The 24,903-nt window shown below is 58.9% G+C and carries 24 protein-coding genes and 1 other RNA gene; 16 read left to right on the top strand and 9 right to left on the bottom strand.

What is annotated here, in order from left to right; all coding sequences use genetic code 11:
• The first annotated feature begins 23 nt into the window (after positions 1–23).
• Both DFR38_RS09340 and DFR38_RS09335 read left to right on the top strand, forming a co-directional pair.
• Positions 24–809 (top strand): iron-containing redox enzyme family protein, encoded by a 786-nt coding sequence (locus tag DFR38_RS09340; RefSeq protein WP_059284997.1) that lies wholly within the window; start codon positions 24–26, stop codon positions 807–809.
• A 296-nt stretch (positions 810–1,105) separates the two neighbouring features.
• Positions 1,106–2,563, top strand: a complete 1,458-nt coding sequence (locus DFR38_RS09335; RefSeq protein ID WP_059284998.1) for an aminoacyl-histidine dipeptidase — start codon at positions 1,106–1,108, stop codon at positions 2,561–2,563.
• A 68-nt stretch (positions 2,564–2,631) separates the two neighbouring features.
• Here the strand turns inward: DFR38_RS09335 and xerC are convergent, their stop codons facing one another.
• The 4 genes from xerC to DFR38_RS09315 form a co-directional block, all read right to left on the bottom strand.
• The gene (xerC, locus tag DFR38_RS09330; protein ID WP_420865210.1) at positions 2,632–3,516 is read right to left on the bottom strand and encodes a tyrosine recombinase XerC; all 885 of its coding nucleotides are present in this window, start codon (positions 3,514–3,516) and stop codon (positions 2,632–2,634) included.
• On the bottom strand, positions 3,509–4,360 hold the full coding sequence (locus DFR38_RS09325; protein ID WP_110313313.1) for an AAA family ATPase: 852 nt from the start codon (positions 4,358–4,360) through the stop codon (positions 3,509–3,511). Before DFR38_RS09325 ends, xerC begins: the two co-directional genes overlap by 8 nt.
• A gap of 130 nt (positions 4,361–4,490) precedes the next feature.
• The gene (locus DFR38_RS09320; protein ID WP_059284999.1) at positions 4,491–4,904 is read right to left on the bottom strand and encodes a TerB family tellurite resistance protein; all 414 of its coding nucleotides are present in this window, start codon (positions 4,902–4,904) and stop codon (positions 4,491–4,493) included.
• Positions 4,905–4,921: 17 nt separating this feature from the next.
• Positions 4,922–5,350, bottom strand: coding sequence for a thioesterase family protein (locus DFR38_RS09315; RefSeq protein WP_059285012.1), 429 nt, complete (start codon positions 5,348–5,350; stop codon positions 4,922–4,924).
• 118 nt (positions 5,351–5,468) lie between these two features.
• Between DFR38_RS09315 and DFR38_RS09310 the strand changes: the two genes are divergently transcribed.
• Complete coding sequence (locus DFR38_RS09310) at positions 5,469–5,918, top strand: universal stress protein (protein WP_059285000.1); 450 nt, start codon at positions 5,469–5,471, stop codon at positions 5,916–5,918.
• A gap of 105 nt (positions 5,919–6,023) precedes the next feature.
• On the opposite strand, the gene DFR38_RS09305 is transcribed toward DFR38_RS09310, so the two are convergent.
• Entirely contained in the window at positions 6,024–6,347 is a 324-nt protein-coding gene (locus DFR38_RS09305; protein WP_059285001.1) for a helix-turn-helix domain-containing protein, read from the bottom strand.
• 260 nt (positions 6,348–6,607) lie between these two features.
• Positions 6,608–6,706: signal recognition particle sRNA small type (ffs, locus tag DFR38_RS09300), an RNA gene on the bottom strand.
• Between the two features lie 180 nt (positions 6,707–6,886).
• Between ffs and argE the strand changes: the two genes are divergently transcribed.
• The 3 genes from argE to DFR38_RS09285 all read left to right on the top strand — a co-directional run bounded on the left by argE (position 6,887) and on the right by DFR38_RS09285 (position 10,032).
• Entirely contained in the window at positions 6,887–8,068 is a 1,182-nt protein-coding gene (gene argE / locus DFR38_RS09295; RefSeq protein ID WP_059285002.1) for an acetylornithine deacetylase, read from the top strand.
• 123 nt (positions 8,069–8,191) lie between these two features.
• Entirely contained in the window at positions 8,192–9,580 is a 1,389-nt protein-coding gene (locus DFR38_RS09290) for a sodium-dependent transporter (protein WP_059285003.1), read from the top strand.
• A 194-nt stretch (positions 9,581–9,774) separates the two neighbouring features.
• On the top strand, positions 9,775–10,032 hold the full coding sequence (locus DFR38_RS09285) for a hypothetical protein (RefSeq protein ID WP_059285004.1): 258 nt from the start codon (positions 9,775–9,777) through the stop codon (positions 10,030–10,032).
• Positions 10,033–10,037: 5 nt separating this feature from the next.
• Here DFR38_RS09285 and DFR38_RS09280 read toward each other — a convergent pair whose 3' ends face one another.
• Both DFR38_RS09280 and fliW read right to left on the bottom strand, forming a co-directional pair.
• Positions 10,038–10,616 (bottom strand): DNA-3-methyladenine glycosylase I, encoded by a 579-nt coding sequence (locus DFR38_RS09280; protein WP_110313312.1) that lies wholly within the window; start codon positions 10,614–10,616, stop codon positions 10,038–10,040.
• Between the two features lie 47 nt (positions 10,617–10,663).
• Positions 10,664–11,107: a flagellar assembly protein FliW gene (gene fliW, locus DFR38_RS09275; protein ID WP_059285013.1), complete on the bottom strand. Its 444-nt coding sequence runs from the start codon at positions 11,105–11,107 to the stop codon at positions 10,664–10,666.
• A gap of 179 nt (positions 11,108–11,286) precedes the next feature.
• On the opposite strand from fliW, the gene DFR38_RS09270 reads away from it, so the two are divergent.
• From DFR38_RS09270 to argS, 10 genes are all read left to right on the top strand, one after another.
• The gene (locus DFR38_RS09270; RefSeq protein WP_110313311.1) at positions 11,287–12,093 is read left to right on the top strand and encodes a ferritin-like domain-containing protein; all 807 of its coding nucleotides are present in this window, start codon (positions 11,287–11,289) and stop codon (positions 12,091–12,093) included.
• A gap of 37 nt (positions 12,094–12,130) precedes the next feature.
• Positions 12,131–12,346, top strand: a complete 216-nt coding sequence (locus DFR38_RS09265; RefSeq protein ID WP_146215955.1) for a hypothetical protein — start codon at positions 12,131–12,133, stop codon at positions 12,344–12,346.
• A 163-nt stretch (positions 12,347–12,509) separates the two neighbouring features.
• Positions 12,510–12,929, top strand: a complete 420-nt coding sequence (locus DFR38_RS09260; protein ID WP_059285007.1) for a hypothetical protein — start codon at positions 12,510–12,512, stop codon at positions 12,927–12,929.
• An 18-nt stretch (positions 12,930–12,947) separates the two neighbouring features.
• Positions 12,948–14,291, top strand: coding sequence for a prephenate-dependent tRNA uridine(34) hydroxylase TrhP (gene trhP, locus DFR38_RS09255; RefSeq protein WP_059285015.1), 1,344 nt, complete (start codon positions 12,948–12,950; stop codon positions 14,289–14,291).
• Between the two features lie 914 nt (positions 14,292–15,205).
• Entirely contained in the window at positions 15,206–16,306 is a 1,101-nt protein-coding gene (locus DFR38_RS09250) for a polyamine ABC transporter substrate-binding protein (RefSeq protein ID WP_082693300.1), read from the top strand.
• 292 nt (positions 16,307–16,598) lie between these two features.
• Positions 16,599–17,507, top strand: a complete 909-nt coding sequence (locus DFR38_RS09245) for an ABC transporter permease subunit (RefSeq protein WP_059285009.1) — start codon at positions 16,599–16,601, stop codon at positions 17,505–17,507.
• A 5-nt stretch (positions 17,508–17,512) separates the two neighbouring features.
• Complete coding sequence (locus DFR38_RS09240; RefSeq protein ID WP_059285016.1) at positions 17,513–18,349, top strand: ABC transporter permease subunit; 837 nt, start codon at positions 17,513–17,515, stop codon at positions 18,347–18,349.
• A 130-nt stretch (positions 18,350–18,479) separates the two neighbouring features.
• Complete coding sequence (locus DFR38_RS09235) at positions 18,480–19,967, top strand: DUF3138 family protein (protein ID WP_059285010.1); 1,488 nt, start codon at positions 18,480–18,482, stop codon at positions 19,965–19,967.
• A gap of 132 nt (positions 19,968–20,099) precedes the next feature.
• Positions 20,100–21,134, top strand: coding sequence for an MBL fold metallo-hydrolase (locus tag DFR38_RS09230; protein ID WP_158527718.1), 1,035 nt, complete (start codon positions 20,100–20,102; stop codon positions 21,132–21,134).
• Positions 21,135–21,311: 177 nt separating this feature from the next.
• Positions 21,312–23,030 (top strand): arginine--tRNA ligase, encoded by a 1,719-nt coding sequence (argS, locus tag DFR38_RS09225; RefSeq protein ID WP_110313309.1) that lies wholly within the window; start codon positions 21,312–21,314, stop codon positions 23,028–23,030.
• A 72-nt stretch (positions 23,031–23,102) separates the two neighbouring features.
• On the opposite strand, the gene DFR38_RS09220 is transcribed toward argS, so the two are convergent.
• Entirely contained in the window at positions 23,103–24,899 is a 1,797-nt protein-coding gene (locus DFR38_RS09220; protein ID WP_059284972.1) for an aminopeptidase P family protein, read from the bottom strand.
• Positions 24,900–24,903: the final 4 nt, after the last annotated feature.

The following is a 24,903-nucleotide window of genomic DNA, read 5'->3' as shown; positions in this document are numbered from 1 at the left end:
CACAATTGAGAAAGAGGTCCAGAATGAAAGACCAGCATCAATTTGTCAGAACCGGTCCCTTGATGGAAGTGTCCAGCTACCCGGAGTGGACGCAGGAAATGGTGCATTACTGCGATCGCTTCAAAAGCGAGGTGGTCGAGCACGATTTGTTCACCCAGATGAAGGAAGCGCGGCTGGAGCATTCCATACACAAGGCTTTCCTGTCCGGCGGCTGGCCGGTCATCGACCAGTTTCCCCAGTACATGGCGATGAATTTGCTGAAAATCCGCTATGGACAAGGCGAAGGGCATGACATGGCGCGGCGCTACCTGATCCGCAATATTCGTGTGGAGCAGAATCATGCCGATCACTGGGTCAACTGGGCGAGCGAATCCGGCGTGGATATCCAGGCCATGCTGCACAACCAGCATGCGCTGGAGACGCTGTCGCTGAGCCAATGGTGCTGGCAGGTGTGTGATCGTGAATCACTGGCCGTGGCCATGGCCGCCACCAATTACGCCATCGAAGGCGCGACGGGCGAGTGGTCGGCCCGGGTCTGCTCGGAAGACCGCTATGCCAATCTGTTTGACGAGGAAGTGCGCGCCAAGGCCATGAAGTGGCTGAAGCTGCACGCCAAGTATGATGATGCCCATCCATGGGAAGCGCTGGAAATCATTGTGACCCTGGTGGGCTTGCAGCCCAGCCAGGAAACCATCACCAAGCTGCGCAATGCCATCTGCAAGAGCCATCAGTTCATGCGCTTGCTGCTGGATCATTACATGCGTCCGACCACGCAGGTGGCCGCCCGCGCGCAGTTGGCCCTGGCCTGACCCTTCCTCCTCGCATGGACTGCATCCTGTTTGCCGGGATGCGGGCCATGCCGCTCTCCATCCGGCTGCTGTGTCGCGCTGCCATGCTCCTGCTGCTGATCTGTCCTGCGCCTGGTGCGCCACTCTTTCGGGCCGCAATGTGTCGTACCATGGCTGCATTGCAGCATGACCACGCGTCGCCAGCATGATAAAGTCGATTGTGTACAAAACAGGGCTGTAGGCAACAGTCTCTGCCACGTTTCATCGATGATGGTGACGTAATATGCCCATCAGCACGTCAAGACAAAGGATACATTGTGGTCAATATCGCCGAACTCCAACCGCAGGCGGTCTGGGAGCATTTTCAGACGCTATGCGAGATTCCGCGCCCCTCCAAGCATGAGCAGCAACTGCGCGACTACCTCAAGGGCTGGGCCGAGCTGCGTGGCTTGCAGACGATTGTGGACGCGGCAGGCAATCTGATCGTGCGCAAACCGGCGACTCCGGGTTATGAAAACCGGGTGGGTGTGGTGCTGCAAGGACATCTGGACATGGTGTGCCAGGCGAATGCCGGTACCGAACACGATTTTTTCAAGGACCCGGTGCGGCCCGTGCTGCGGGATGGCTGGCTGGTGGCGGAAAACACAACACTGGGCGCGGATAACGGCATCGGCGTCGCCATGGGGCTGGCCGTGCTGGCCAGTGAGGATATTCCGCATGGCCCGGTTGAAGTGCTGATGACGCTGGATGAAGAGGCCGGCATGGGCGGGGCGCTCGGGCTGGAAGCCGGCCTGTTGCAAGGCAGCATGATGATCAATATCGATACCGAGGAATGGGGTGAGTTCTATATGGGCTGCGCCGGCGGTGTCGATGTCAATGTCACCCGCGAGTATCAGACTACTGCGCTGCCCGCTGCTTATGCCGTGAGTGCGCTATCGGTGCGTGGCCTGAAGGGTGGTCACTCCGGTGCTGACATTCATCTGGGGCGTGGCAATGCCAACAAGATTCTGGTCCGCCTGCTGCGCGAACTGCAGGCTGATACCGATTTGCGCCTGATCAGTTTCAGTGGCGGTACTGCCCGCAATGCATTGGCACGCGAGGCGCAGGCTGTCGTGGCTTATCCGCAGCAGGATGCGGCCAGCGTGGCTGCCAGACTGGATGCCTTCCAGTCCTTGTTGCGTTTCGAGCTGGCTGGTGTGGATGAGGGCGTCACCGTGGAGTTGGCTGCAGCCCCGGCTGGCCAGGTGCTGGCCATCGAGGATCAGCAAGCCATTCTGGCTGCTCTGCATGCTGCCCCGCATGGGGTGAAGCGCATGAGCCAGCGGGTGAGTGGCGTGGTGGAAACCTCGAATAATCTGGGCGTGGTGCGGGTGGAGGGGGGCAAGGTATTTGCCAACCTGATGGTGCGTTCGCTGCTGGATTCCGGCACCTGGATGCTGGCACGCGAAGTGGAAAGCCTGTTTGGCCTGGCCGGCTTTGCGGTGGAGATGGAAGGCGGCTATCCGGGCTGGGCGCCCAATCCGCAGTCGCCGTTGCTGGCGTTGTTTCAGCAGGTATATGAGCGAGAGTTTGCTGCCAAGTCCGGCGTGCAGGTGATTCATGCCGGGCTGGAGTGCGGCATTATCGGCGCCAAGTATCCTGATATGGACATGGTTTCCTTTGGCCCGACCATCCGCGGTGCGCATGCGCCGGGCGAGCGGGTCGAGGTGGAGTCAGTAGGCAAGGCCTGGCAATTGCTCAAGGCCGTGCTGGCGGCGATGCCCGAACGTCACTGAGCCCTTGTGCGTGCAAAGAAAAAGCTCCGGGTGACGGAGCTTTTTCTTTATCCCTATCGCACGGATGTTCAGTCTTTCTTTTTGGCGCGCGGGTGGGCTGCATCATAGACCTTGGCCAGGTGCTGGAAATCCAGTGCGGTGTAGATCTGGGTAGTCGACAGGTTGGCGTGGCCCAGCAGTTCCTGTACCGCCCGCAAATCGCCTGAGGATTGCAGGATGTGGCTGGCAAAGGAGTGGCGCAGCATGTGCGGGTGAACATGGCGGTCCATTCCCGTGCGGATCGACCAGGCGGCCAGGCGCTTTTGTACCTGGCGGCTACCCAGGCGCTGGCCGTGACGACCGACAAACACGGCCAGACAGTCTGGCGTGCTGTGCCGTTCTGCCAGCCATTGCTGCAGGTAGCTCAGCGCCGTGCGGCCTATAGGCAGCAGACGTATCTTGTTGCCCTTGCCGCGCACCCGCATCAGTTGCTCGGCCAGATCCAGATCCGGCAGATCCAGATTGACGGCCTCGGACAGGCGCAAGCCGGAAGAGTACATCAGTTCGAACAGTGCACGGTCGCGCAGGCTGAGGCTGTCATCCGGCGCAATATGCTCCAGCAGGGCGGCCGTGCCATCCACCGGCAGCGCCTTGGGCAGGGGCTTGTCCTGGCGGGGCGCACGCAGACCCAGACAGGGATTGCCGCTGACCAGTTGCTGCTGTAACAGCCAGTCGTAAAACTGGCGCCAGGATGACAGCTTGCGCGCCAGGCTGCGGCTGCCCAGGCCGCGGGCGTGCAGGGTGGCCATGGCCTTGCGGATGTCGTCGGCCTTGATCTGCAGGCAATCGCGCTCTCCAAGCAGTGGCTGCAGGCTGTGCAGATCACGCAGATAGGCATCCAGCGTATGCGGGCTTTTGCCTTGCAGCCGCAGCTGGTCGGCAAAGCCCTGTAGCAGTGGGAGCAGCTCAGCCACGGCGCAGCTTGGTCATTTGCGCCAGGCGCTCAAACAGCGACAGATCCTGCTCGTTTTTCAACAAGGCCCCGGCCAGCGGCGGCAGGCTGGCCTTGTCATGCCGGCTGGCCAGCTCTTCGCTGCTGATATCCTCGCTGCCCAGCAGCTTCAGCCAGTCCAGCAATTCCGACGTGGTGGGCTTTTTTTTCAGGCCGGGCAGTTCGCGAATGGAAAAGAACACTTCCATGGCCTGGCGGATCAGTTGTTGCTGCAGGCCCGGATAGTGCACGTCGATGATGGCCTGCATGGTCTCGCGGTCCGGGAAGCGGATGTAATGGAAGAAGCAGCGCCGCAAAAAGGCATCGGGCAGCTCTTTTTCATTATTCGAGGTGATGATGATGATGGGGCGTTGTCTGGCGCGCACGAATTGCTGGGTTTCGTGGACAAAGAATTCCATCTGGTCCAGCTCGCGCAGCAGGTCGTTGGGGAATTCGATGTCGGCCTTGTCAATCTCGTCAATCAGCAGCACGGGGGCGGTATCGGCTTCAAAAGCCTGCCACAGCTGGCCCTTGATGATGTAATTGCCGATGTCCTGCACCTTGGCGTCGCCCAGCTGTGAATCGCGCAGGCGGGATACCGCATCATATTCATAAAGGCCATGCTGGGCCTTGGTGGTGGATTTGATTGGCCAGACAATGAGCTGGCGGCCAAGGCTGGCAGCAATTTCCTCGGCCAGCATGGTCTTGCCGGTGCCCGGCTCGCCCTTGACCAGCAGTGGGCGTTGCAGGGTGATGGCCGCATTGACTGCCATCATCAGGTCGTCGGTGGCAACATAATGTGCGCTGCCGTTAAAGCGTGTACTCATAGGGGTTGGCCCGGTAGTGATGACAACACAAAGCCGCCAGGATGGCCCGGCGGCTTTCATTCGGCTGCCCGTTACCCTGGATGAAAGAGCAGGATTGGCGGCCGGCCTTGCTGACAGCGGGGAAGGGCGCTTAACGAACGAACTGGCGTTCCAGGTCTTCCAGGCTGATGTTCCATTCCTTCATCATGTGACGCAGCAGGACAATTTCCGGATCGCTGATGGTGCCGTCCGATTTGCTGATGTCCATGGCCAGCACGCAAGTGAGAATGCGCTTGTTGCGGTCGGTGACTTCGGACAGCATGAATTCGATACGGTCGGTGTCCAGCAGGTGGATGGTGCCATCCTGCTCGGCCTCGTCGGAAATGTCGTCGCAGTAGTCCGCCAGTACCTGGGCAAACTGTTTGCGGGGCAGGCCGATCAGTTCGTAGGCATCGACGTTCTCCAGCAGGTCCAGCTCACGCGGATCCATATTGCCGTCGGTAATCATGAACATTGCCAGCAGGCGGGCAATGGCTTGCGGACTGTTGTTTGGGTATGGACGCATGTCGGAATTTCCTGTTGTTATGACTGGCTCAGTTTGGCGACAAAGGCCGCCGGCATGGTGCTTACCTGGCGGGTCTGGTAATCAAAGAAAACGATGCCGGTCTTCAATCTTGCCACTTCTTTGCCATTGTTGCCATCGATGGCCTGATAGACGATGTCCAGTCCGTACTTGTTGAGGTCGCACACGCCCAGTCTGAAGTGCAGCTGGTCGCCGTGGAAGGCCTCTGCACGGTACATGACAGCGGCATCGGCCATGATAATCCCCACGCCTTCTACATCCAGTTCGCTGTAAGCAAGGCTTTTCAGAAAACGCAAGCGTGCTTCGTGGGCCAGGCGCAGAATGGCATCATTGGCCATGTGGCCGCCGTAGTTGATGTCGCCGATGCGGACATCCAGCACGGTCTCGAAAATGAATTGCTCGGGCAGGGCGATCTTGATGCGGGCCATGATTTCACCTGGGTAAAATGACATTCAGTCTAATCGACTGTCTTAATCTGCATCAACCGCAGGCCGGACCGGTTTGCTAGACTGTATGCATAGTACCAACACACCAAAGGAGAGGGTTATGTATCAACGCATATTCGTGCCGGTGGATGATAGTGACACGTCCAATCTGGCCCTGGCCGAGGCTTGCCGCCTTGCCAAGCATATGGGTAGTACCGTCCGGCTGGTGCATGTGGTCGATCTGGCCCAGTTTGGCTGGGGCGGGACCGAGTTTCTGGATGCTGCCGAATTGCAAAAGTCGATCAAGCAGGCGGGTGAGCAGGTGCTGGGTCAGGCGCAAGCGCAGGCGGTGGCAGCTGGCTTGACGCCAGAGGTGAAGATTCTTGAAAGCTGGGGCGACAAGATCGCTTCCGTGCTGCTGGATGATGCCAATGGCTGGGGGGCTGATCTGGTGGTGATGGGCACGCATGGCTGGAGTGGCCTGATGCATATCCTGATGGGTAGTGTGGCCGAGGGCTTGCTCAAGCAGGCTGATATACCGGTCTTGCTGGTGCGCAATGCCGGGGAGTGAGCCGGCGATGGCCGCCATGTGCTGGATGATCTAGACCCGCCAAAGAAAAAGGGCAGTAGCAAGCAGCTGTAAGTTGCTTGCTACTGCCCTTTGTCGGACAGACTATCAGCTGGCTGTGGCTTCGGTCGAGCCTTCCTGGGCTTCCATCTGGGCACGCACGGCCTTGCGCAGGCTCTTGTACAGGTCCGGATGGGTTTCCTTCAGGTATTCGACGATTTCGAAGTCTTCGCGGCGTACCTTGGACAGGTCGATTTGCTCAACATGAACCAGGCGCAGCAGCTCGCGCACCGGCTTGGGCATGTTGCGGCCACTTTCGTAGCGGGAACCACCAGACTGGGTCACGCCGATGCGGCTCCAGAATTCCTGTTGGTTCAGGCCAAGCTTGCGACGGATTTCGCGCGGGTTGGTGATTTTTTCAAAGAGTTTCATGGGTTGTTCCTCTTAAAAGGCTAAACAGTATTGTATTGAATTATAGGTATGGTTTAGGACACTGCCCTATGTCCTAAAAATAGCAAAGAAAATCCATAAGGAATAATTCGGATGCAAAAAAAATCATTAAGTTCAATGATTTTTGTGCATCTTGTTTTTCTTATGTTAGCGTATTCTTATCTAGAAATACAATGGGATCTTTGCTATCTGGCGTGAAATAGTATCGCCATGTCGTGAACATGTACATATGGGAAGGGAGGGGTGGCGAGCCTGACCCTCGGCACTTGCACTAAGTAACTATGGCTGCTTCCTTCCGGACCTGACCAGGTTTGCTACCGTACAATGCGAGGAGACCCGCCGCAGAAGAGTGCGAATAATAACGGGTTTGCCGCGGTTTGCCAAGCATTTGCGCTTGTCTCAGCAAAAAACTGGCGGCTGCCTGCAGCCTGTTGCGCTGGCATGGCGCAGGATGTGGTTGCCCTTGCCCACCCTGTCAGGGCAGACTTCCGGCATGACCGGACACTTATTACAGGACTGCCATGGCTCCTTCCTATCTGCCGCTGCTGCGAACCCTGCTTGCTTTTGATACCACCAGCCGTCATTCCAACCTGGAGCTGATCGACTGGGTGAGCCAGTATCTGGCCGGATTTGGTATTGGCAGCCAGCGCACGTTGAACGATGACGGTAGCAAGTCCAATCTGTTTGCCCGCATTGGTGCGGAGGACTTGCCGCTGATGCTGTTGTCCGGCCATACGGATGTGGTGCCGGTGGATGGTCAGGTATGGAGCTCGCCTCCCTTTGTATTGACCGATAAGGGCGACGGGCGCTGGTATGGCCGTGGCACTGCCGACATGAAAGGCTTTATTGCCTGCGTGCTGGCACATGTCCCCGAATGGGTCAGGCTGGCACAGCAGGGACGTTTGCAGCAGGGCATCGGCATTGCCCTGTCGTATGACGAAGAAGTGGGTTGCCTTGGTGTGCCGCGCTTGATTGATGCCTTGCTGCAGCAAGGCGTGCCGGTGACTGGCTGCATTATTGGCGAGCCCACTTCGATGCGGCCGGTGGTGGCGCACAAGGGTATTGCGCATTATCACTGCCATGTGCAGGGGCGGGCGGCGCATTCCTCGCTGACGCCGCAGGGGGTCAATGCCATCGAATATGCGGCGCGGCTGATCAGCCATGTGCGGCGGCTGGCTGATACTGAGGCCTCGTTTGGTCATCATCAGCCTTTGTATGATGTGCCGTTCACCACCTTGCAGACCGGGACGATTCATGGTGGTACCGCCAACAATATCGTGCCCAAGGATTGCGAATTCACTTTTGAATGCCGCTGGCTGCCAGGGGATGATCCGCAGCGCTTTGTCGACTCGGTGCGTGACTATGCCGACAACCTGTTGCTGGAGATGCGCCAGGTGGCACCGGAAGCCGCGATTTCCATCGAGCCTAGGGTGTACTGCCCGGCTTTTGAAGCCACGCCGGACAGCGAGGTGCTGGGTTATGTGGAAAAGCTGTGCGGCTGCCAGGGAGGCGACGGGGTGGCCTATACCACAGAGGCCGGTGTGTTCCATGCTGCAGGCATGCCATGCGTGGTGCTGGGGCCGGGTTCGATCGAGCAGGCACATCGCCCGGACGAATTCATTGAGGAGAGTCAATTGCAAGCCTGTTTTGACTGGCTGGGCCGTCTGACCGGCGAGTTGTGTCGCAGCGACAGTCAGCGCTAGCAAAAAATTTTGCATGGTCTGGCAAATCACTTCAGAATTCCGGCTCCGGTGACCCCGGAACCAGAGGCACCCGTTCAGGTTATCGCTTGAGCGGGTTTGTTTTTTGTCGTGATGAGAGACCAAATGAAACAGGACAACAGATCCTCGGCCACCGTGGGTGCCAGCAAGGCCCGTGACGGTTTTACTTCCAGTTTTGGCGTATTGGCGGCCACGCTGGGCTCAGCCGTAGGCCTGGGCAATATCTGGAAATTTCCTTATCTGACCGGTACCAATGGCGGTGCCGGTTTTCTGGTGGTGTATGTCTGTGCCACTTTGCTGGTGGGCCTGCCGGTGATGATTTCCGAAATCATGCTGGGCCGCCGTGCCAAGTCCGATGCGGTGACAGCGCTGAAAAAACTGGCCCCGGCCGGACAGCCCTGGTGGCTGATCAGCGCTTTTGGCGTGCTGTCGGCCTTCCTGATCATGGCTTTTTATTCTGAGGTAGCTGCCTGGGTATTTGCCTATGTGTTCAAGGCCATTGGCGGCGGCATTCTTTCCAGTGATCCCAAGGTGACTTCGGCCGCCTTCGGTTCGCTGATTGCCGACCCGGTGCAATCGCTGCTGTGGCAGTGGCTGGTACTGGTGCTGATCGGCGGCATCCTGCTGATGGGGGTGGCCAAGGGCATCGAGGCGGTGACCAAGAAGCTGATGCCCCTGCTGTTCTTGCTGTTGCTGGTGATTGGCGTGCGCAGCCTGATGCTGCCGGGTGCCATGCAGGGGGTGTCCTTTCTGTTTACGCCGGATTTTTCCAAGATCACGGCGGGGGTGGTACTGACCGCGGTCGGCCTGGCCTTCTTCAAGCTGTCCATCGGCATGGGCACCATGATGACCTACGGCAGCTATTTCCGTGACGACCAGAACATACCGGCGACCACCCTGCGGGTGATGTGTGCCGACCTGTTTGTTTCCATGCTGGCTGGCATCGCCATCTTCCCGGCGGTGTTTGCCTTTGGTTTCAAGCCGGAAGCCGGTCCGTCGCTGCTGTTCATCACGATTCCGGCAGTGTTTGCCAGCATGCCGCTGGGCCAGTTGTTCATGGTGGCTTTCTTTATCCTGGCGGCGATTGCCTCCACCGGTGCCATGCTGTCCATTCTGGAAGTGCCGGTATCGGTATTGAGCGAGCGTTTCGGCATCAGCCGCCCCAAGGCTACCGTGCTCAACCTGCTGCTGCTGGCCGTGATTGGTGCCAGCTGTGCGCTGTCCAATAGCAGCATGGCCGAGTTCAAGCTGTTCGGCATGACCATGTTCGACCTGTTCGACTTTGTCACCTCCAATATCCTGATGCCGCTGGGCGGGATTTTCCTGTGCCTGTTCGTGGGCTGGGTGTGGGGTTTTGACCGGCTGAAGGCAGCGCTGTCCAATGAAGGGCAGCTGCATAACGAGGCGCTGGTGCGTGTGCTGTTTGTGGTGGTGCGCTTTGTGTCGCCGCTGCTGATTCTGGTGGTGATGCTGAAAGGGCTGAAGTTGTTCTGATCCTGCAACCATCCAGCATGCTGTCAAAGGGCCATCCCGTGTGGGCTGGCCCTTTTTCTTGGCTGGAAGCGTTGTATTCCTGCCGTATTTTTACTTACCGCTTACACCTAATAGACTTTCAACTGGTGCTGAATAATAAATCGTGGAATGATGGCGGTTCTCCTCATATCCATTTCGGGTTGAAAGGATTTGTCATGAAGCACGGCAAGACCCTGTCTTTCAGTGTGCAGCAGCTGGACAGGCCGGAACAGCGCCAGGCCCTGTGTTCCGAGTTGTCAGCGCTGGTGCCGGACCGCTTTGCCGGTCCCTGGTCGGAAGAGGAATTGCAGGAACTGATCCAGAGCTGGCGCATGATGGCCTTCTGTCAGGATGGCGGCGTGGTGTGTGCCCATCCTTTCCACTCGGCGGACGGGCTGTTCCGTACTGTGGTGTTCGAAACCAAGGCGGCCTGAATCGTTCAGTGCGGATAGGCCGGATGCAGGTGGCAGCCCAGCAGGTGGTCATTCACCACGCCGGTGGCTTGCAGGTAGGCGTAAATCACCGTGCTGCCGACAAAGTTCATCCCCGCCTTTTTCAAAGCCTTGCTGATGCTGTCGGACAGCGGGGTGCTGGCCGGGCATTCGGCCAGCGATGCCCAGTGATTCACCACGCTCTGGCCATCGGTATGCGCCCATAGCCATTGGGCAAAACTGCCATATTGCTGCTGCAATTGCAGGAATACCCGCGCATTGCGGATGGCGCTGTTGATCTTCAGCCGGTTGCGCACGATGCTGCTGTCCTGCATCAGTCTTTCCACATCCTCTTCACCCATTTGTGCCACTTGCTGCGGGTCGAAGCCATGAAAGGCGCGGCGGTAGCCCTCGCGCTTGCGCAAGATGGTGATCCACGACAGTCCGGCTTGCGCCCCTTCCAGAATCAGCATTTCAAACAGTTTGTGATCATCGTGCTGGGGGCGGCCCCATTCCTGATCGTGATAGGCCATATAAAGCGGATCGTCGCCACACCAGGGGCAGCGCGGCAAGGCAAGAGCGGTCATGGGGGTGGCTCCGGCACCGCCCGGCAGGGCCGGGCGGCAGGGTTGGGTCAGCTGAGGTTGTGCATCAGGATGTCGCAGGACAGGCCGGTTTTCTGCAGGCCCTGGCGGCTGGCCAGATTGAGTACCAGCGGATTGCGGATATTGGCTTTCAGTTCGCCCAGCGCTGGGTGGGCTTCGGTTGCCGACTGTTCCTGGTAGAGCAGCACCAGGATGACTGCGTCTTCCGGCTTGCTCAATTGCAGGCGGGCCACTTCCTCGTCGTTCAGTTCCACTTCATAACGCACGCCCAGCTGCTGTGGCAAGGTGACGCTTAGGGTGATGGCCGCGTCGTCCAGTGACTGCATCCAGTACACCGAAGGATTATTGCTGTCGGCATTGTGGAACAGTTTGAACTGGGTGCAGTTTTCCAGGGCGGGAATGCCCTGGTCAAAATTGATGATGGTGCTTTCATCCACTTCTACAGCACCGAGTTGGCTGGAATTGAACAGCATGACATTCTCCCTGTGGCAGATGTTGGCATTATGCATCAAGCCTTATCCGGCGACGATCCCGACATTCGGGAAATAGGGCATGCGGCAGGGTGGAGCAGGCAGCCTGTTGCCCGATCGCCATGCACCGATTTGATGACAAGCCTGCCTGATGGCGGTGCAAACGGCTAGAATGGCGCACCATGATGATGCCTACTGCTTTATATCCCCGCATTCAGGCGGCCTTGCTCTGCACGGATGTAGCCGACAAGCTGGCTGCTACCGAAGCCATTCATGCTGCCTGGCAGCGTGGCGAGTTGCCGCGTGAAGATGCGCCATTGACCCGGCTGCCGATGGCGGGTCATCCCGAGCGGCCTGAGCTGGTGCATGCCACCAAGGTGCCGCGCCGGCGGCCGGGTTCGCCGCAAGGCCAGCCCGCCATGTTGCATGCCATCGCCCATATCGAATTCAATGCGGTCAACCTGGCCCTGGACGCGGCCTGGCGTTTTCGCGACATGCCGGATGCTTTTGTCAGCGACTGGCTGCGCATTGCCGCGGAGGAGGCGGGCCATTTCCGTCTGTTGCAGGGCAGGTTGCAGCAGCTGGGCTACCGCTATGGCGACTTTCCCGCCCATAACGGCCTGTGGGAGATCTGCCATGTCACTGACCATGATGTATTGGTGCGCATGGCGCTGGTGCCGCGCGTACTGGAAGCGCGCGGCCTGGATGCCAGTCCCGAATTGCAACGCAAGCTGGCCAATATCGGCGATGAAGCCAGTGTGGCCATTCTGGACATTATCCTGCGCGATGAAATCGGCCATGTGCAAGTGGGCAACCACTGGTTTCATTATCTGTGCCGGCAGCGTGCGCTGGAGCCGATGGCAACCTTCAGCCGCCTGCTTGCAGAGTATGATCTGACCGCGCACCGTGGCAGCTACAATATCGATGCCCGCCGGCAGGCGGGCTTTTCCGAGGCCGAGCTGCAATGGTTGCAGCTAGCCAAGGACTGAGCTCCCTGCTGCTGTTCGTTTCCTGATGGAGTACCGCATGTTTTACCGGCTTTTGTGGCGCTTGCGCCAGCAACGCAAACTGGCCCTTGCCGGCCTGCTGCTGGCGACCTTGTTGTTTGTGCTGTGTGCGGCCTGCCTGAGTGTGCTGGACTTTGCCAGCTCACCCGTGGCCAGTTTGTTGTGCATTTTGCTGATGCTGCCGGCCTTGCTGGGGCAGCTGTTGATGCTGTGGGTGCTGTTGCAAAAACCCTGACTGAAAAAGGGCATTGAAAACAGTGATTTAATGTCGCATTGCTGCAGGGTGTCAGACTTGACGATGGCTGCGCGCACGGCGCATAATCGCGCCGCAACATAAGAAAAGGCCCCTGATACGGCGGGGCCTTTTTGCTTTTACAGTTTTCGGAGATACCCGAATCATGGACTATCAGGCGTTTTTGCGTCAGTTGGAATCCAGTACGCTGCCTGCATCCGACTTTACCCACCAGGCGCATTTGTATGCGGCCTGGGCTTACCGCCGCCAGTACCCGGCTGCCGAAGCGGCAGTGCGCTGCGCGCGCGCCTTGTCGCGCTATGCCATGGCGCAGGGAGCGGCGGAAAAATACCACCACACCCTCACCATGTCGCTGTTGTCCATTCTCTACCACCGTGCCCAAGAGCAGCCGGCCATGCTGGAAGACTGGCCGTCCTTTCTCGCGACCTGCGACGATGTGCTGCAGGATGCACGGGCGGTGGTGCTGCAATATTACTCTGCTGACAGGTTAAACCAGGATGCCTCGCGTCGCGGCTTTGTGCCGCCGGACCGACTGCCGCTGCCCATTGCCTGCCTGTCACATTAAGGAAGCCAAGCCATCATGATGAAAGCCCCGGAACTGCTGCTGCCCGCCGGCACGCTGGACAAAATGCGCGCCGCCTACGATTTTGGTGCCGATGCCGTCTATGCCGGCCAGCCGCGCTACTCGCTGCGTGCCCGCAATAATGACTTCAAGCTGGAAGAACTGAAAACCGGTATTGACGAAGCGCATGCACGCGGCAAGCTGTTTTTCGTGGCCAGCAACCTGCTGCCGCACAATAGCAAGATCAAGACCTATATGGCGGACATGGAGCCGGTGATCGCCATGAAGCCGGATGCGCTGATCATGGCCGATCCGGGCCTGATCATGATGGTGCGCGAACGCTGGCCCGAGGTGCCGATTCATCTGTCGGTGCAGGCCAATACCGTCAACTACATGGGGGTGAAGTTCTGGCAGAAGCTGGGCGTGTCGCGCATCATCCTGTCGCGCGAGCTGAGCCTGGACGAGATTGCCGAAATCCGCCAGGAATGCCCGGATATCGAGCTGGAAGTGTTCGTGCATGGCGCGCTGTGCATTGCTTACTCCGGTCGCTGCCTGCTGTCGGGCTATTTCAATCACCGTGACCCGAACCAGGGTACCTGTACCAATGCCTGTCGCTGGGACTACAAGATGCACGACACCCAGGGTGACGACGCTGGCGATGTGCAAACCATCAAGCTGGATTTCAACAAGGCGCTGGAAGAAGCCAACCAGAGCTTTGCTGCCTGCGGCGGCGCCGAGCGTCATCCGCTGGCTGACAAGACCTACCTGATCGAGGAGGGCAGCCGCCCCGGCGAGCTGATGCCCATCATCGAAGATGAGCATGGTACTTACATCATGAACTCCAAGGACCTGCGCGCCGTGGAGCAGGTGGAGAAGCTGGTGAAGATCGGGGTGGATTCGCTCAAGATCGAAGGCCGCACCAAGAGCCTGTACTACGTGGCGCGTACCGCCCAGGTATATCGCCGCGCCATCGACGACGCGGTGGCGGGGCGCCCCTTTGATTTGGGCCTGCTGGCCGAGCTGGATGGGCTGGCCAATCGCGGCTACACCCCGGGCTTTCTGGAACGCCATCAGACCCAGGATTACCAGAACTATCTGGACGGGCATTCCAAGGCCAAGCAAAGCCAGTATGTCGGCGATGTGCTGGAAGTCGATGCCGAGGGCTGGGCGCTGGTGGAGGTGAAAAACCGCTTCGGTGTGGGCGATCGCATCGAAGTGATTCATCCGCGCGGCAACCGTATCGTCGAGCTCAAGCAGATGACCCGCAATGGCGCGGCGGTGGAGCTGGCCGCCGGCAATGGCATGCAGGTGCGTATCCCCGACATGGTCGGCATGGAAAAAGCGCTGCTGGCACGGTTGATCTGATCAAATGTAACCGTGCTGTCGAAAGTTGCTAAAACGTGAGCGGATTGCCTGCAGGGGCCATCCGCTTTTCTTTCGCCTGTTGCCACGGCCAATACGGACTGGATTTGATCTGTGGCAAATCTGCCTCAGCTTGTCCTGTGGCAAGAAAAAATCTTTTTTGTCGGCCAGCAGCTGGCCGGCTGCGTTGAGTGATCAGGCGCGCTGCTGTCGGCCACCAGAAAGCAGACAGCTGCCGCGCCTGCCCGGATCTTGCTAAAGCCTTGAAACATCAGGCGGAGCGCTGGTTTTGATCATATGTATAGGCAAATTTGTGCTGTACAGCGGTTTGGGCCGGAGGAAATGATCAGATGTTCAGAATAGTAAACACGGACCGCCGTCAAGAGCATTCGGCTGTTGAATTTTTTGCGCTGCAAAATAAATTCATGTTGCGGCTGAATGTCTTTGTGGTTAAAAAGCTGTAACACCTCACCACGAATTGTGGATTTTATTAAACATTACAGAGGTGGCATCTACAGTGGAGGAGGCTTGGTAATGGGGAAGGTCTACCCTTGCGGGAAACAGGCTGCAATGCTCAGCGCAGTGCGCTGTCTGGCCAGCCGGTTTCCACAGGTTTCCTGTGATAACAATAAATATCAGGACGACTGGCGGCTCCGTGCTGCAAGTTCGTCGTCTCTTGCCTGACAGTTACCGCATCCAACTGGGATAGCAATAGCCAGAGTGGATAGGATGGGGTTATAAATGTTGTGCACGAATATTGCTTAATGCCTAAGCGTGCCATTATTACCCCAGGTTTGGCGCTGACCGGATTCGAGGGAGAATCCCCGGACGGTCAACAGGAGGTGCAGTTCATCAGGTCCCTTGCGTCCCCAGACAACAGGGAGTTTATGGTCTTGCAATACATTAGGAAGCCTGTAATGAAGAAGAAACTTGTCAAGAAAGTGCTGTGTTCGCTGCTTCTGCTGTTGCCTAGTGCGGGCGTGCTGGCAGAAGACAAGGCGCTGAACGTCTACAACTGGTCTGATTACATCGCCAAGGGCACCATCCCCGGCTTTGAAAAGCAGACCGGCGTGAAGGTGAAATACGACGTTTACGACAGCGACGATACCCTGCAAGCCAAGATGATGACCGGCCGCGCCGGTTACGACATCGTGGTGCCCACTTCCAACTTCATGGCCAAGCAGATCGAGGCTGGCATCTACCAGAAGCTGGACAAGTCCAAGATCCCCAATCTGGCGAATCTGGACAAAGGGCTGATGGCCAAGATCCAGGATGCCGATCCGGGCAATGCGCACGGCGTGCCGTGGGCTTATGGCACCGATGGCCTGGGTTACAACTTCACCAAGGTCAAGGCCATCCTGGGCAAGGATACCCCGCTGGATACCTGGGACATCCTGTTTGACCCGAAATACGTCTCCAAGCTGAAGGGCTGCGGCGTATCGGTACTGGATCAGGCCAATGACGTGTTCGCCGTTGCCCTGCATCATCTGGGCAAGGACCCGAACAGCAAGAACCCGGCCGACTACCAGGCCGCCTTCGAACTGCTGAAGAAAATCCGCCCCTACATCACCCAGTTCAACTCTTCCGGCTATATCAATGACCTGGCCAACGGCGACATCTGCCTGGCGCTGGGCTGGTCTGGCGACGTCAACATCGCCAAGCATCGTGCTGCCGAGGCCAAGCGTACCTACCAGCTGGGTTACGTGATTCCGAAGTCCGGCGCACCGATCTGGTTTGACGTGATGGTGATCCCGAAAGATGCACCGCATGTTGATGCGGCCCTCAAGTGGATCAACTACATCGAGAATCCGGAAGTCAATGCCGCGATTACCGACGAAGTGTTCTACCCGACTGCCAATGCGGCAGCCCGCAAGTTCGTGAAGCCGGAAATCGCCAACGATCCGTCCATCTACCCGCCGGAATCGGTCATGAAGACCTTGTTCCTGCTCAAGCCGCTGCCGTCTGACATCATGCGTCTGCAGAACCGTCTGTGGACCCAGCTGAAGACTGGCCGCTAAGCCGTGTCCTGATCAGCCGGGTGGCTGTGCGCCCGGCTGGTTCTGACCTGCACGATCCCCGCGGTCGTCAAGGCCGCAGGGATGGATGCAACAGCCGCTGCTACCGCATTGCCGGCACGGCAGCTGGCTAAGAAAAAGCAGTACTGGAGTGAGGGTTACAGTCTGGTTCCGCAGAGCCGGGCTGTAGTGAAACGTAAGTCATCACATCAGGGCGAGTCGTGACAGGGCCTTGATATGATGGCTGTAAAGATGTGCTTGGCAAGCCGGTCCCACCGGCCAAGTGGTGCTAAACATGAAAAGTCTCAATTTTAGTCGATGGTTTCCGTCCGGCAGGACTACCGTCATCGGTGTTCCCTTCCTGTTTTTGTTTGTGTTTTTCCTGCTGCCCTTCCTGCTGGTGGTCGGCATCAGCTTTTCGCAGCAGCAGCTGGGCATTCCGCCCTACACGCCGCTGACCAAGATCGAAGACGATGTCTTCACCCTGGTGCTGAATGTCGGTCACTACAAGTTCATGCTGGGTGACGATCTGTACTTTGCCACCTACATCAGCTCGGTGCAGATGGCTTTTGTCTCCACCGTACTGTGCTTGCTGATCGGCTACCCCATGGCCTATTACATCGCCCGTGCCTCCGAGTCTGCTCGTGACACGCTGATGATGATGGTGATGCTGCCGTTCTGGACTTCCTACCTGATTCGCGTTTATGCCTGGATCGGCATTCTCAAGAATGACGGTTTCCTCAACCAGTTCCTGATGTGGCTGGGCGTCATCGACACCCCGCTGCGGCTGTATCACACCAACTGGGGCGTGTATATCGGCATGGTGTTCTCCTATCTGCCCTTCATGATCATGCCGCTGTATGCCCACCTGGTGAAAATGGACCTGCGCCTGCTGGAGGCCGCCTATGACCTGGGCGCCCGTCCGTGGAAGGCCTTTGTCCAGGTGACCCTGCCGCTGTCGAAAAACGGCATCATCGCCGGCAGCCTGCTGGTGTTCATTCCGGCGGTGGGCGAATACGTGATCCCGGAACTGCTGGGTGGTTCGGACACGCTGATGATCGGTCGTGTGATGTGGGATGAATTCTTTAACAATATGGACTGGCCGATGGCTGCTACCGTGACCTGCGCCATGGTGCTGCTGCTGCTGGTGCCGATGGCGCTGTTCCAGCATTACCAGGCGAAAGTGATGGAGGAAGTGAAATGAGCACGATGAAACCCAGCAAACCGCTGTCGTTTGCGGTACTTGGCTTCGGCTATGCCTTCCTTTATCTGCCCATCGTCCTGCTGGTGATCTACTCGTTCAACGAGTCCAAGCTGGTCACGGTATGGTCCGGTTTCTCCACCAAGTGGTACTGGGCACTGCTGGAAGATGACGAGCTGATCAATGCCGCCCTGCTCAGCATCAAGATTGCCCTGATGACGGCCACCGCGGCCGTGGTCATCGGCACCTGGGCAGGTTTCGTGATGGCGCGGCTCAACCGCTTCCGCCTGTTCCCGCTGTTTGCCGGCATGATCAATGCGCCGCTGGTGATTCCCGAAGTGATTCAGGGTATCTCGCTGCTGCTGCTGTTCGTGGCCATGGAGCAGGCATTTGGCTGGCCGGAAGGTCGTGGCGTGTTCACCATCTGGATTGGTCACGTGATGCTGTGCGTGTCCTATGTGGCCATCGTGGTGCAGTCCCGTGTACGTGAACTGAACCGTTCGCTGGAAGAAGCGGCCATGGATCTGGGGGCGCGTCCGCTCAAGGTGTTCTTCGTGATCACCCTGCCGCTGATTTCCCAGGCACTGGTGTCCGGCTGGCTGCTGTCCTTCACCCTGTCGCTGGATGACCTGGTGCTGACAGCCTTCCTGTCCGGTCCGGGCTCCACCACGCTGCCGATGGTGATCTTCTCCCGCGTGCGCCTGGGTCTGAACCCGGAAATGAACGCCCTGGCCACCCTGTTCATCATCGTGGTGTCGGTGGGTGTCGTGGCGGGCAATCTGTATATGCGCTCGGTACAACGCAAGCGTGACCGTGAAATGCAACTGGCCTTCAATCAGGCGTAAGCCACCAAGGCAGGTCGCAGGCAAGGACGGGGCAGCAGCAGGGATAAGGCACCATTCCGGTTGCTGCCCCGTTGGGTTATAGAGGCAAAAACAACGTGGTATCCATGCAGTAGGACAAGGGAGAAGTGAGATGAAGAAATTGTTGATCAGTGCTCTGATCGCAGGTCTTCCCGGCGTAGCCATGGCCGATGCCAAGGGAGACGAGATCGCCAAGCTGAAAGCCCAGTTAGAGGCTCTGCAGGCGCAAATGCAACAGCTGCAGCAGGCCGTGAACGCCGCGACTGCCGCCAAGGCTCCGGAAGCGGATGATGCCAATACCGAGCTGAAGCAGCGGGTAGCCGGCATGGAGCTGAAAGTGGACAAGCTGACGACCGATGCCAGCGAAGGCCCGATTGCCGGCTTGAGTGTAACCGGCTACCTGGACCCGACCTATCTGTACAACCGCAGCACCAAGGGCTCGGGCTTCCAGTTCGTCAATCACAGCAACCAGTATGCCTATACCAACAGTACCTTTGGTGATGTCTATCTGGATATCAAGAAAACCTTCGGCGTAGGCCCGCTGGCGCCGAGCGCGGAAATCAGCATCCTGCCCAACCGTGGTTCGGGCAATACCTTGCTGCAGAGCAGCTCCTCCAGTGGCGGCAGTAATAACGGCAGCGGCAGTACCGGTCTGGGCAACATCATCAATACGGCGGTCATTACCTATCCGCTGTCCGATACCACCCAGCTGGTGGCCGGCTTGATGAACAGCTTTGGCGGCTACGAAGTACAGCAGTCCAACCAGATGAACACCATTACCCATGGCCTGCTGTATGACTTCAGCGATCCGGGTGGCTATGTGGGTGCCGGCTTTAACTGGGCGCATGGCGAGTGGGCAACCAAGTTCATGATTGCCAACGAGCAATACCATACCAACGCCAACTTGACTAATGGCAAGTCCAACAACACGCCTACCGTAACCGGCCGTGTTGATTACACCTGGAGCAGTGCACTGGATATCGGCGCTTCGGCCAATGCCGGCCGTCAGACCCTGCCAGGCAAGGACAGCAATGCCACTGGAACGGGCTATGGCTACCAGGGTAATGCCACCAGCCCGTACAGCAATTACTACTTTGCCGAGCTGGATGCCACCTACACCATGACCGACGGCGTGCTGAATGCCGAGCTGGATTATGGCCGGCAAAAGCAGGCTGCCTGGAATGGTGAGGACGCGGTATGGTACGGCTTCTCCTTGCTGGCCCATCAGAAGTGGACCAGCGAACTGTTTGGCCGCATGGGTGCCACCCTGCGTTACGACTACCTGAATGACAGCAAGAATGGCGGCGGTGGCGGCGGTATCGCGCTGTCTTCCGGTACGGGTTATGGTGGGGTGGATGGCACCAACGGCTTCGGCATTTCCCAGGCCTGCTTCAGCAATAGCTCGGTCAATGGTTCCGACTGCTCCGGTGCTACCCGTCAGGCTCTGACGGCAGCCCTGCTGTTCTACCCGACCGATCAGCTGACCCTGAAGATGGAATACCGCCACGACTGGGCCAACCGCGATGTGTTTGTGCGTAATAGTGGCAACTATCGCAAGAGCAACGACATTTTCGCTGCCCAGGCCGTGTACAGCTTCTGATCGCCAGACTGTTTTAGCGCTCGAATGGCCTCCGCTGGAGGCCATTTTTCATGGATGTACTTTTTCCGCTTTTGGCTTGGCAAAGCAGGGCCGGGGCGGCACACTCAGGCATTGTCTTTGTTGGAATGCTACATGTTCAGACGTCCTGACTGGCTGGCCTCGCTGTTCAACCGTGCGCCCTATGTGGCACAGCCGGCGGCGCGCCATCATGGCCCCGCCGGCTATCGCAATCTCAATCCCTTCCGCCTGCCTTCACTGGGCAGCCTGTTGCACTGGAAGCTGGCGCAGTGGTGGCGGCCACGCCCGGATCACCGGCCGGAAATGGTGCCCTTGACCAGCGGCGACCCCGCCGCCTTGCGAGCCAATCACCTGCGCAGCAGCGTGACCTGGCTGGGGCATGCCAGCAGCTTTGTGCAGTTGGCCGGACAGAATGTGCTGATCGATCCGGCACTGTCGCCACGGGTGTCGCCATTCCGCCATCTGGGGCCGCGGCGGCAAGTGCCCTTGCCCATTGATCTGCCAGATTTGCCGCGCATAGACCTGGTCTTGCTGACGCATCTGCATTACGACCATCTGGATTTTCCCACGCTCAAGCGCCTGGCGCGCCAGCAGGGCGGGGCGCCCGACTTCGTGGTGCCGCTGGGCGTGGCACGTGCCGTGCGCGCCGCCGGCGTGCCGGCCGAGCGGATTGTCGAGCTGGACTGGTGGCATGCCGTGCAGCGCGGTGCGCTGCGTGTGCTGTTAACGCCGGCGCATCACTGGAGCAATCGTGGCCCGTGGGGAGATCTGAACAAGGCGCTGTGGGGCGGCTATCTGCTGGAAGGGGCGGGTCTGAAAATCTGGTATCCCGGCGATACCGGTTATCAGGCCGAGCTGTTTCATGAGATCGGCCGGCATATCGGGCCGGTGGATTTGGCCTTGCTGCCAATCGGCGCTTACGAGCCGCGCAAGGTCATGCGCGCCCAGCATGTCAATCCGGATGAGGCGGTACGCATTTTCAGGCATGTGGCGGCGCGCAAGGCCTGGGCGGTGCACTGGGGCACCTTCATTCTCACTGACGAACCGATACAGCAGCCGATGGCGGAGCTGGCCATGGCCTTGCGCGAGCAGGGGGTCAGCCCTGACGATTTCATGCTGCCGGCCATTGGCGAAACCATCTGGCTATAGCCGGCCGCGACGGATGCGGAGCATGCTGGCGGTATTTTGCTTTGGCTTGCTGCGCAAGACGCCATTTTGCTGCGATGCAAACATTGCCCGTCAAGGCTGGGGGGCATACAATCGACAGTGTTATTTTTTTCGAAAGCGAAGGATTTTTTTCGTTTTCACAGCAATATGGGGCTAGGCATGACGATTCTGCAATTGATCAATGAACGGGTGCAGGCTGCGCTAAGCGCGGCCGGTGCACCGGATGCGCCGGCGGTGATCCAGCCGGCTTCCAAGCCGGAATTTGGCGACTATCAGGCCAATGGCGTGATGGGTGCGGCCAAGGCGCTCAAGACCAATCCGCGCGAACTGGCGCAAAAAGTGGTGGCGGCGCTGGACTTGCACGGCATTGCCGACAAGGTGGAAATCGCCGGCCCGGGTTTCATCAATATTCATCTAGCCCCTGAATATCTGGCCCGACGCAGCGAAACTGCCCTGAAAGACGCACGGCTGGGTGTGACACCGGTACAGCCGCAGCGGGTGATGGTGGAGTATTCCTCGCCCAATCTGGCCAAGGAAATGCACGTAGGCCACCTGCGTTCTTCCATTATTGGTGACGCACTGGCACGGGTGATGGAATTCCTCGGTCACGATGTGGTGCGTGCCAACCACGTGGGCGACTGGGGAACGCAGTTTGGCATGCTGACTGCTTACCTGGTGGAAATCCGCCAGGCTGGTGATAGCGCGCTGGAATTGTCCGACCTGGAAACCTTCTACCGCAATGCCAAAGTCCGCTTTGACGAAAGCGAAGAATTCGCCGACCGCGCGCGTGACTACGTGGTGCGTCTGCAGGGTGGTGACGAAGAAGTGCTCAAGCTGTGGGCGCAGTTTGTCGACATCTCGCTCAAGCATTGCGAGGCGGTGTATCAAAAGCTGAACGTCGGCCTCAAGCGCGAACATGTGCGTGGCGAATCGGCCTATAACGATGACCTGCCGGTGATTGTGGAAGAGCTGCGTGCCGCGGGCCTGCTCAGCGAAAGCGAAGGCGCCGAGGTGGTGTTCCTGGAAGAGTTCCGCACCCAGGACGACGAGCCGATGGGCGTGATCATCCGCAAGAAAGACGGCGGCTTCCTGTATACCACCACCGACCTCGGCGCCGTGCGCTACCGCCACAAGGTGCTGAATCTGGATCGCGTCATCTACGTGGTGGATGCACGGCAAAGCCAGCACTTTGCCCAGATGTTCAGCATCTGTCGCAAGGCTGGTTTCGCCCCGGCAAGCATGCTGCTGGAGCATATTGGCTTTGGCGTGATGATGGGCGACGATGGCAAGCCGTTCAAGACCCGTTCCGGTGGTACGGTCAAGCTGATCGAGCTGCTGGATGAGGCCGAGCAGCGTGCTTTTGATCTGGTTTCGGCTAAAAATCCGGACCTGCCGGAAGCCGAAAGACGCGAGATTGCTGCCGTGGTCGGCATCGGTGCGGTGAAATATGCCGACCTGTCGAAGAACCGCATGAGTGATTACATCTTCAACTGGGACACCATGCTCGCCTTCGAAGGCAATACCGCTCCGTATCTGCAATACGCCTACACTCGCGTGCAAAGCGTATTCCGCAAGGCGGAAAACGTGGATGCCGATGCGCCCATTGTGATTACCGAGCCGGCCGAAAAACATCTGGCGGCGGCGCTGGCGCAGTTTGAAGACACCTTGCTGTCGGTGGCAGAAGGCTGCTATCCGCATTATCTGTCCAACTATCTGTACCAGATCGCCACGCTGTTCTCGCGCTTTTACGAAGCCTGCCCGATTCTCAAGAGCGAAGGCGAGGTACGTGCCAGCCGCCTGCAACTGGCTGCGCTGACCGGCAAGACGCTGAAGACCGGCCTGGATCTGTTGGGGATCAAGGTGTTGGAAACCATGTAAGCCATTCTGGCTGGCCTGGTATGAAAAAACGCCCTGAAATAGCAGGGCGTTTTTTATTGTGCTTTGTCTTGTTCAGATGGCTTGTGTAGCCTGCAGCAGCCAGTCGCGGGCAGCGCCTGCCACCAGTGGCAGCAGGCGGCGTCGCACCTCGGCGTGGTAGTGATTCAGCCAGTCCACTTCCTGGCGTGACAGCAGGCTGTGTTCGATGCAGCGGCTGTCAATCGGACACAGGGTTAGCGTTTCAAAGCGCAGGAAGTCACCAAAGTCGTTCTGCCCGGCGGCGACGTTCAGCACCAGGTTCTCGATACGCACCCCCCATAGGCCGGGACGGTAAATGCCGGGCTCAACCGAGGTGATCATGCCTTCCTGCATCGCCATGCTGGGGTCAGGCAGGCTGCGCGAGATGGTTTGCGGGCCTTCGTGCACATTGAGGAAGTAACCGACGCCATGGCCGGTGCCGTGGCCAAAGTCGATATCGTGCTGCCACATTGGCGCGCGGGCCAGCGCGTCCAGCATCGGCGACAGGGTGCCGCGCGGAAAATGGGCCATCGACAGATTGATGGTTCCCTTCAACACCAGGGTGAAGTCGCGCTTTTGTTCCGGGCTGGGTGTGCCGACGGCCACCACGCGGGTGATGTCGGTGGTGCCACCCAGATACTGGCCGCCGGAGTCGATCAGCAGCAGGCCGTTGCCGGCAATGCTGGCATGCGCTTGTTCCGTTGCCCGGTAGTGTGGCAGCGCGCCATTGGCATTGAAGCCGGCAATGGTGGCGAAGCTGGGCGAGACAAAGCCGGGGCGGCGGGCGCGGGCGGCGGTGATTTGCTCGTCTATGGTCAGCTCGCTGATGGCCTCATGGTTGACCACCTGTTCGAACCAGGCAAAGAACTCGCACAAGGCGGCGCCATCCTGCTCCATGGTGGCGCGTACCTGCGCGGCCTCGGCGGCGGTCTTGCGCGATTTGAGCAAGGTGCTGGGGTTGATTGCCGTGATGACGCGGCTGTCGGTGGCCATCGCCTGGCGCAGGCCCAGAGTGATGCGGCGCGGATCGATCAGAATGACGTCGCTGGCGTGCAGCTGGCCGAGTGCGGTCTTGGCCTGATGGTAATCCGCCAGCTCCACGCCGTCGGCGGCCAGTTCGGCTTGCAGGCTGGCATCCAGTTTGCTGCGGTCGACAAATAGCGTGGCCTGGGTGGCGCTGAGCAGTGCATGGCTGACAAACACCGGATTGTAGCTGACATCGGCCCCGCGCAGATTGAACAGCCAGGCAATGTCGTCCAGGGTGGAAATGAAGTGATGACTGGCAGCTGCCTGCTGCATGGCCTGGCGCACCGCCTGCAACTTGTCTGCACGGCTGGTGCTGGCAAATGGAGCGGTGTGCGCATAGATGGCAGCATGGGGCAGGGCTGGGCGCTCAGCCCAGATTTGACCGACCAGATCAAGGTCGGTGCGCAGCTGCACGCCCTTGGCGTGCAGGGTGGTTTGCAGGGCTTGCGCTGCCGCCAGGCTCAATACATCGCCGTCTACGCTCAGTGTCTGGCTGCTGCCCAGCTGCTGTGCCAGCCAGTCCAGATGCTGGGTGCTGGCAGCAGTCTGGATTTTCATCAGGGTAATGCCGCTGCCTGCCAGCTCTTGTTCCGCCTGTTCCCAGTAGCGGCTATCGGCCCACAGGCCGGCTTGGTCTGCTGTCACGATCAGCGTGCCCATCGAACCCTTGAAGCCGGACAGCCATTGGCGTGCCTGCCAGTGTGCGGGCAGGTATTCCGACAGGTGCGGATCGGAGGAGGGGATCAGGCAGGCGTCGACATGTTGTTGCTGCATGGCCTGGCGCAAGGCGGCCAGGCGCTGGGGGATGGTGAGCAGGGGTGTCATGCGG

It is taken from the genome of Aquitalea magnusonii (assembly GCF_003202035.1).
GTDB classification, from domain to species: domain Bacteria; phylum Pseudomonadota; class Gammaproteobacteria; order Burkholderiales; family Chromobacteriaceae; genus Aquitalea; species Aquitalea magnusonii.
The sequence above is the reverse complement of the archived record's forward strand: the minus strand, read 5'-3'. Positions and strand labels throughout refer to the sequence as shown.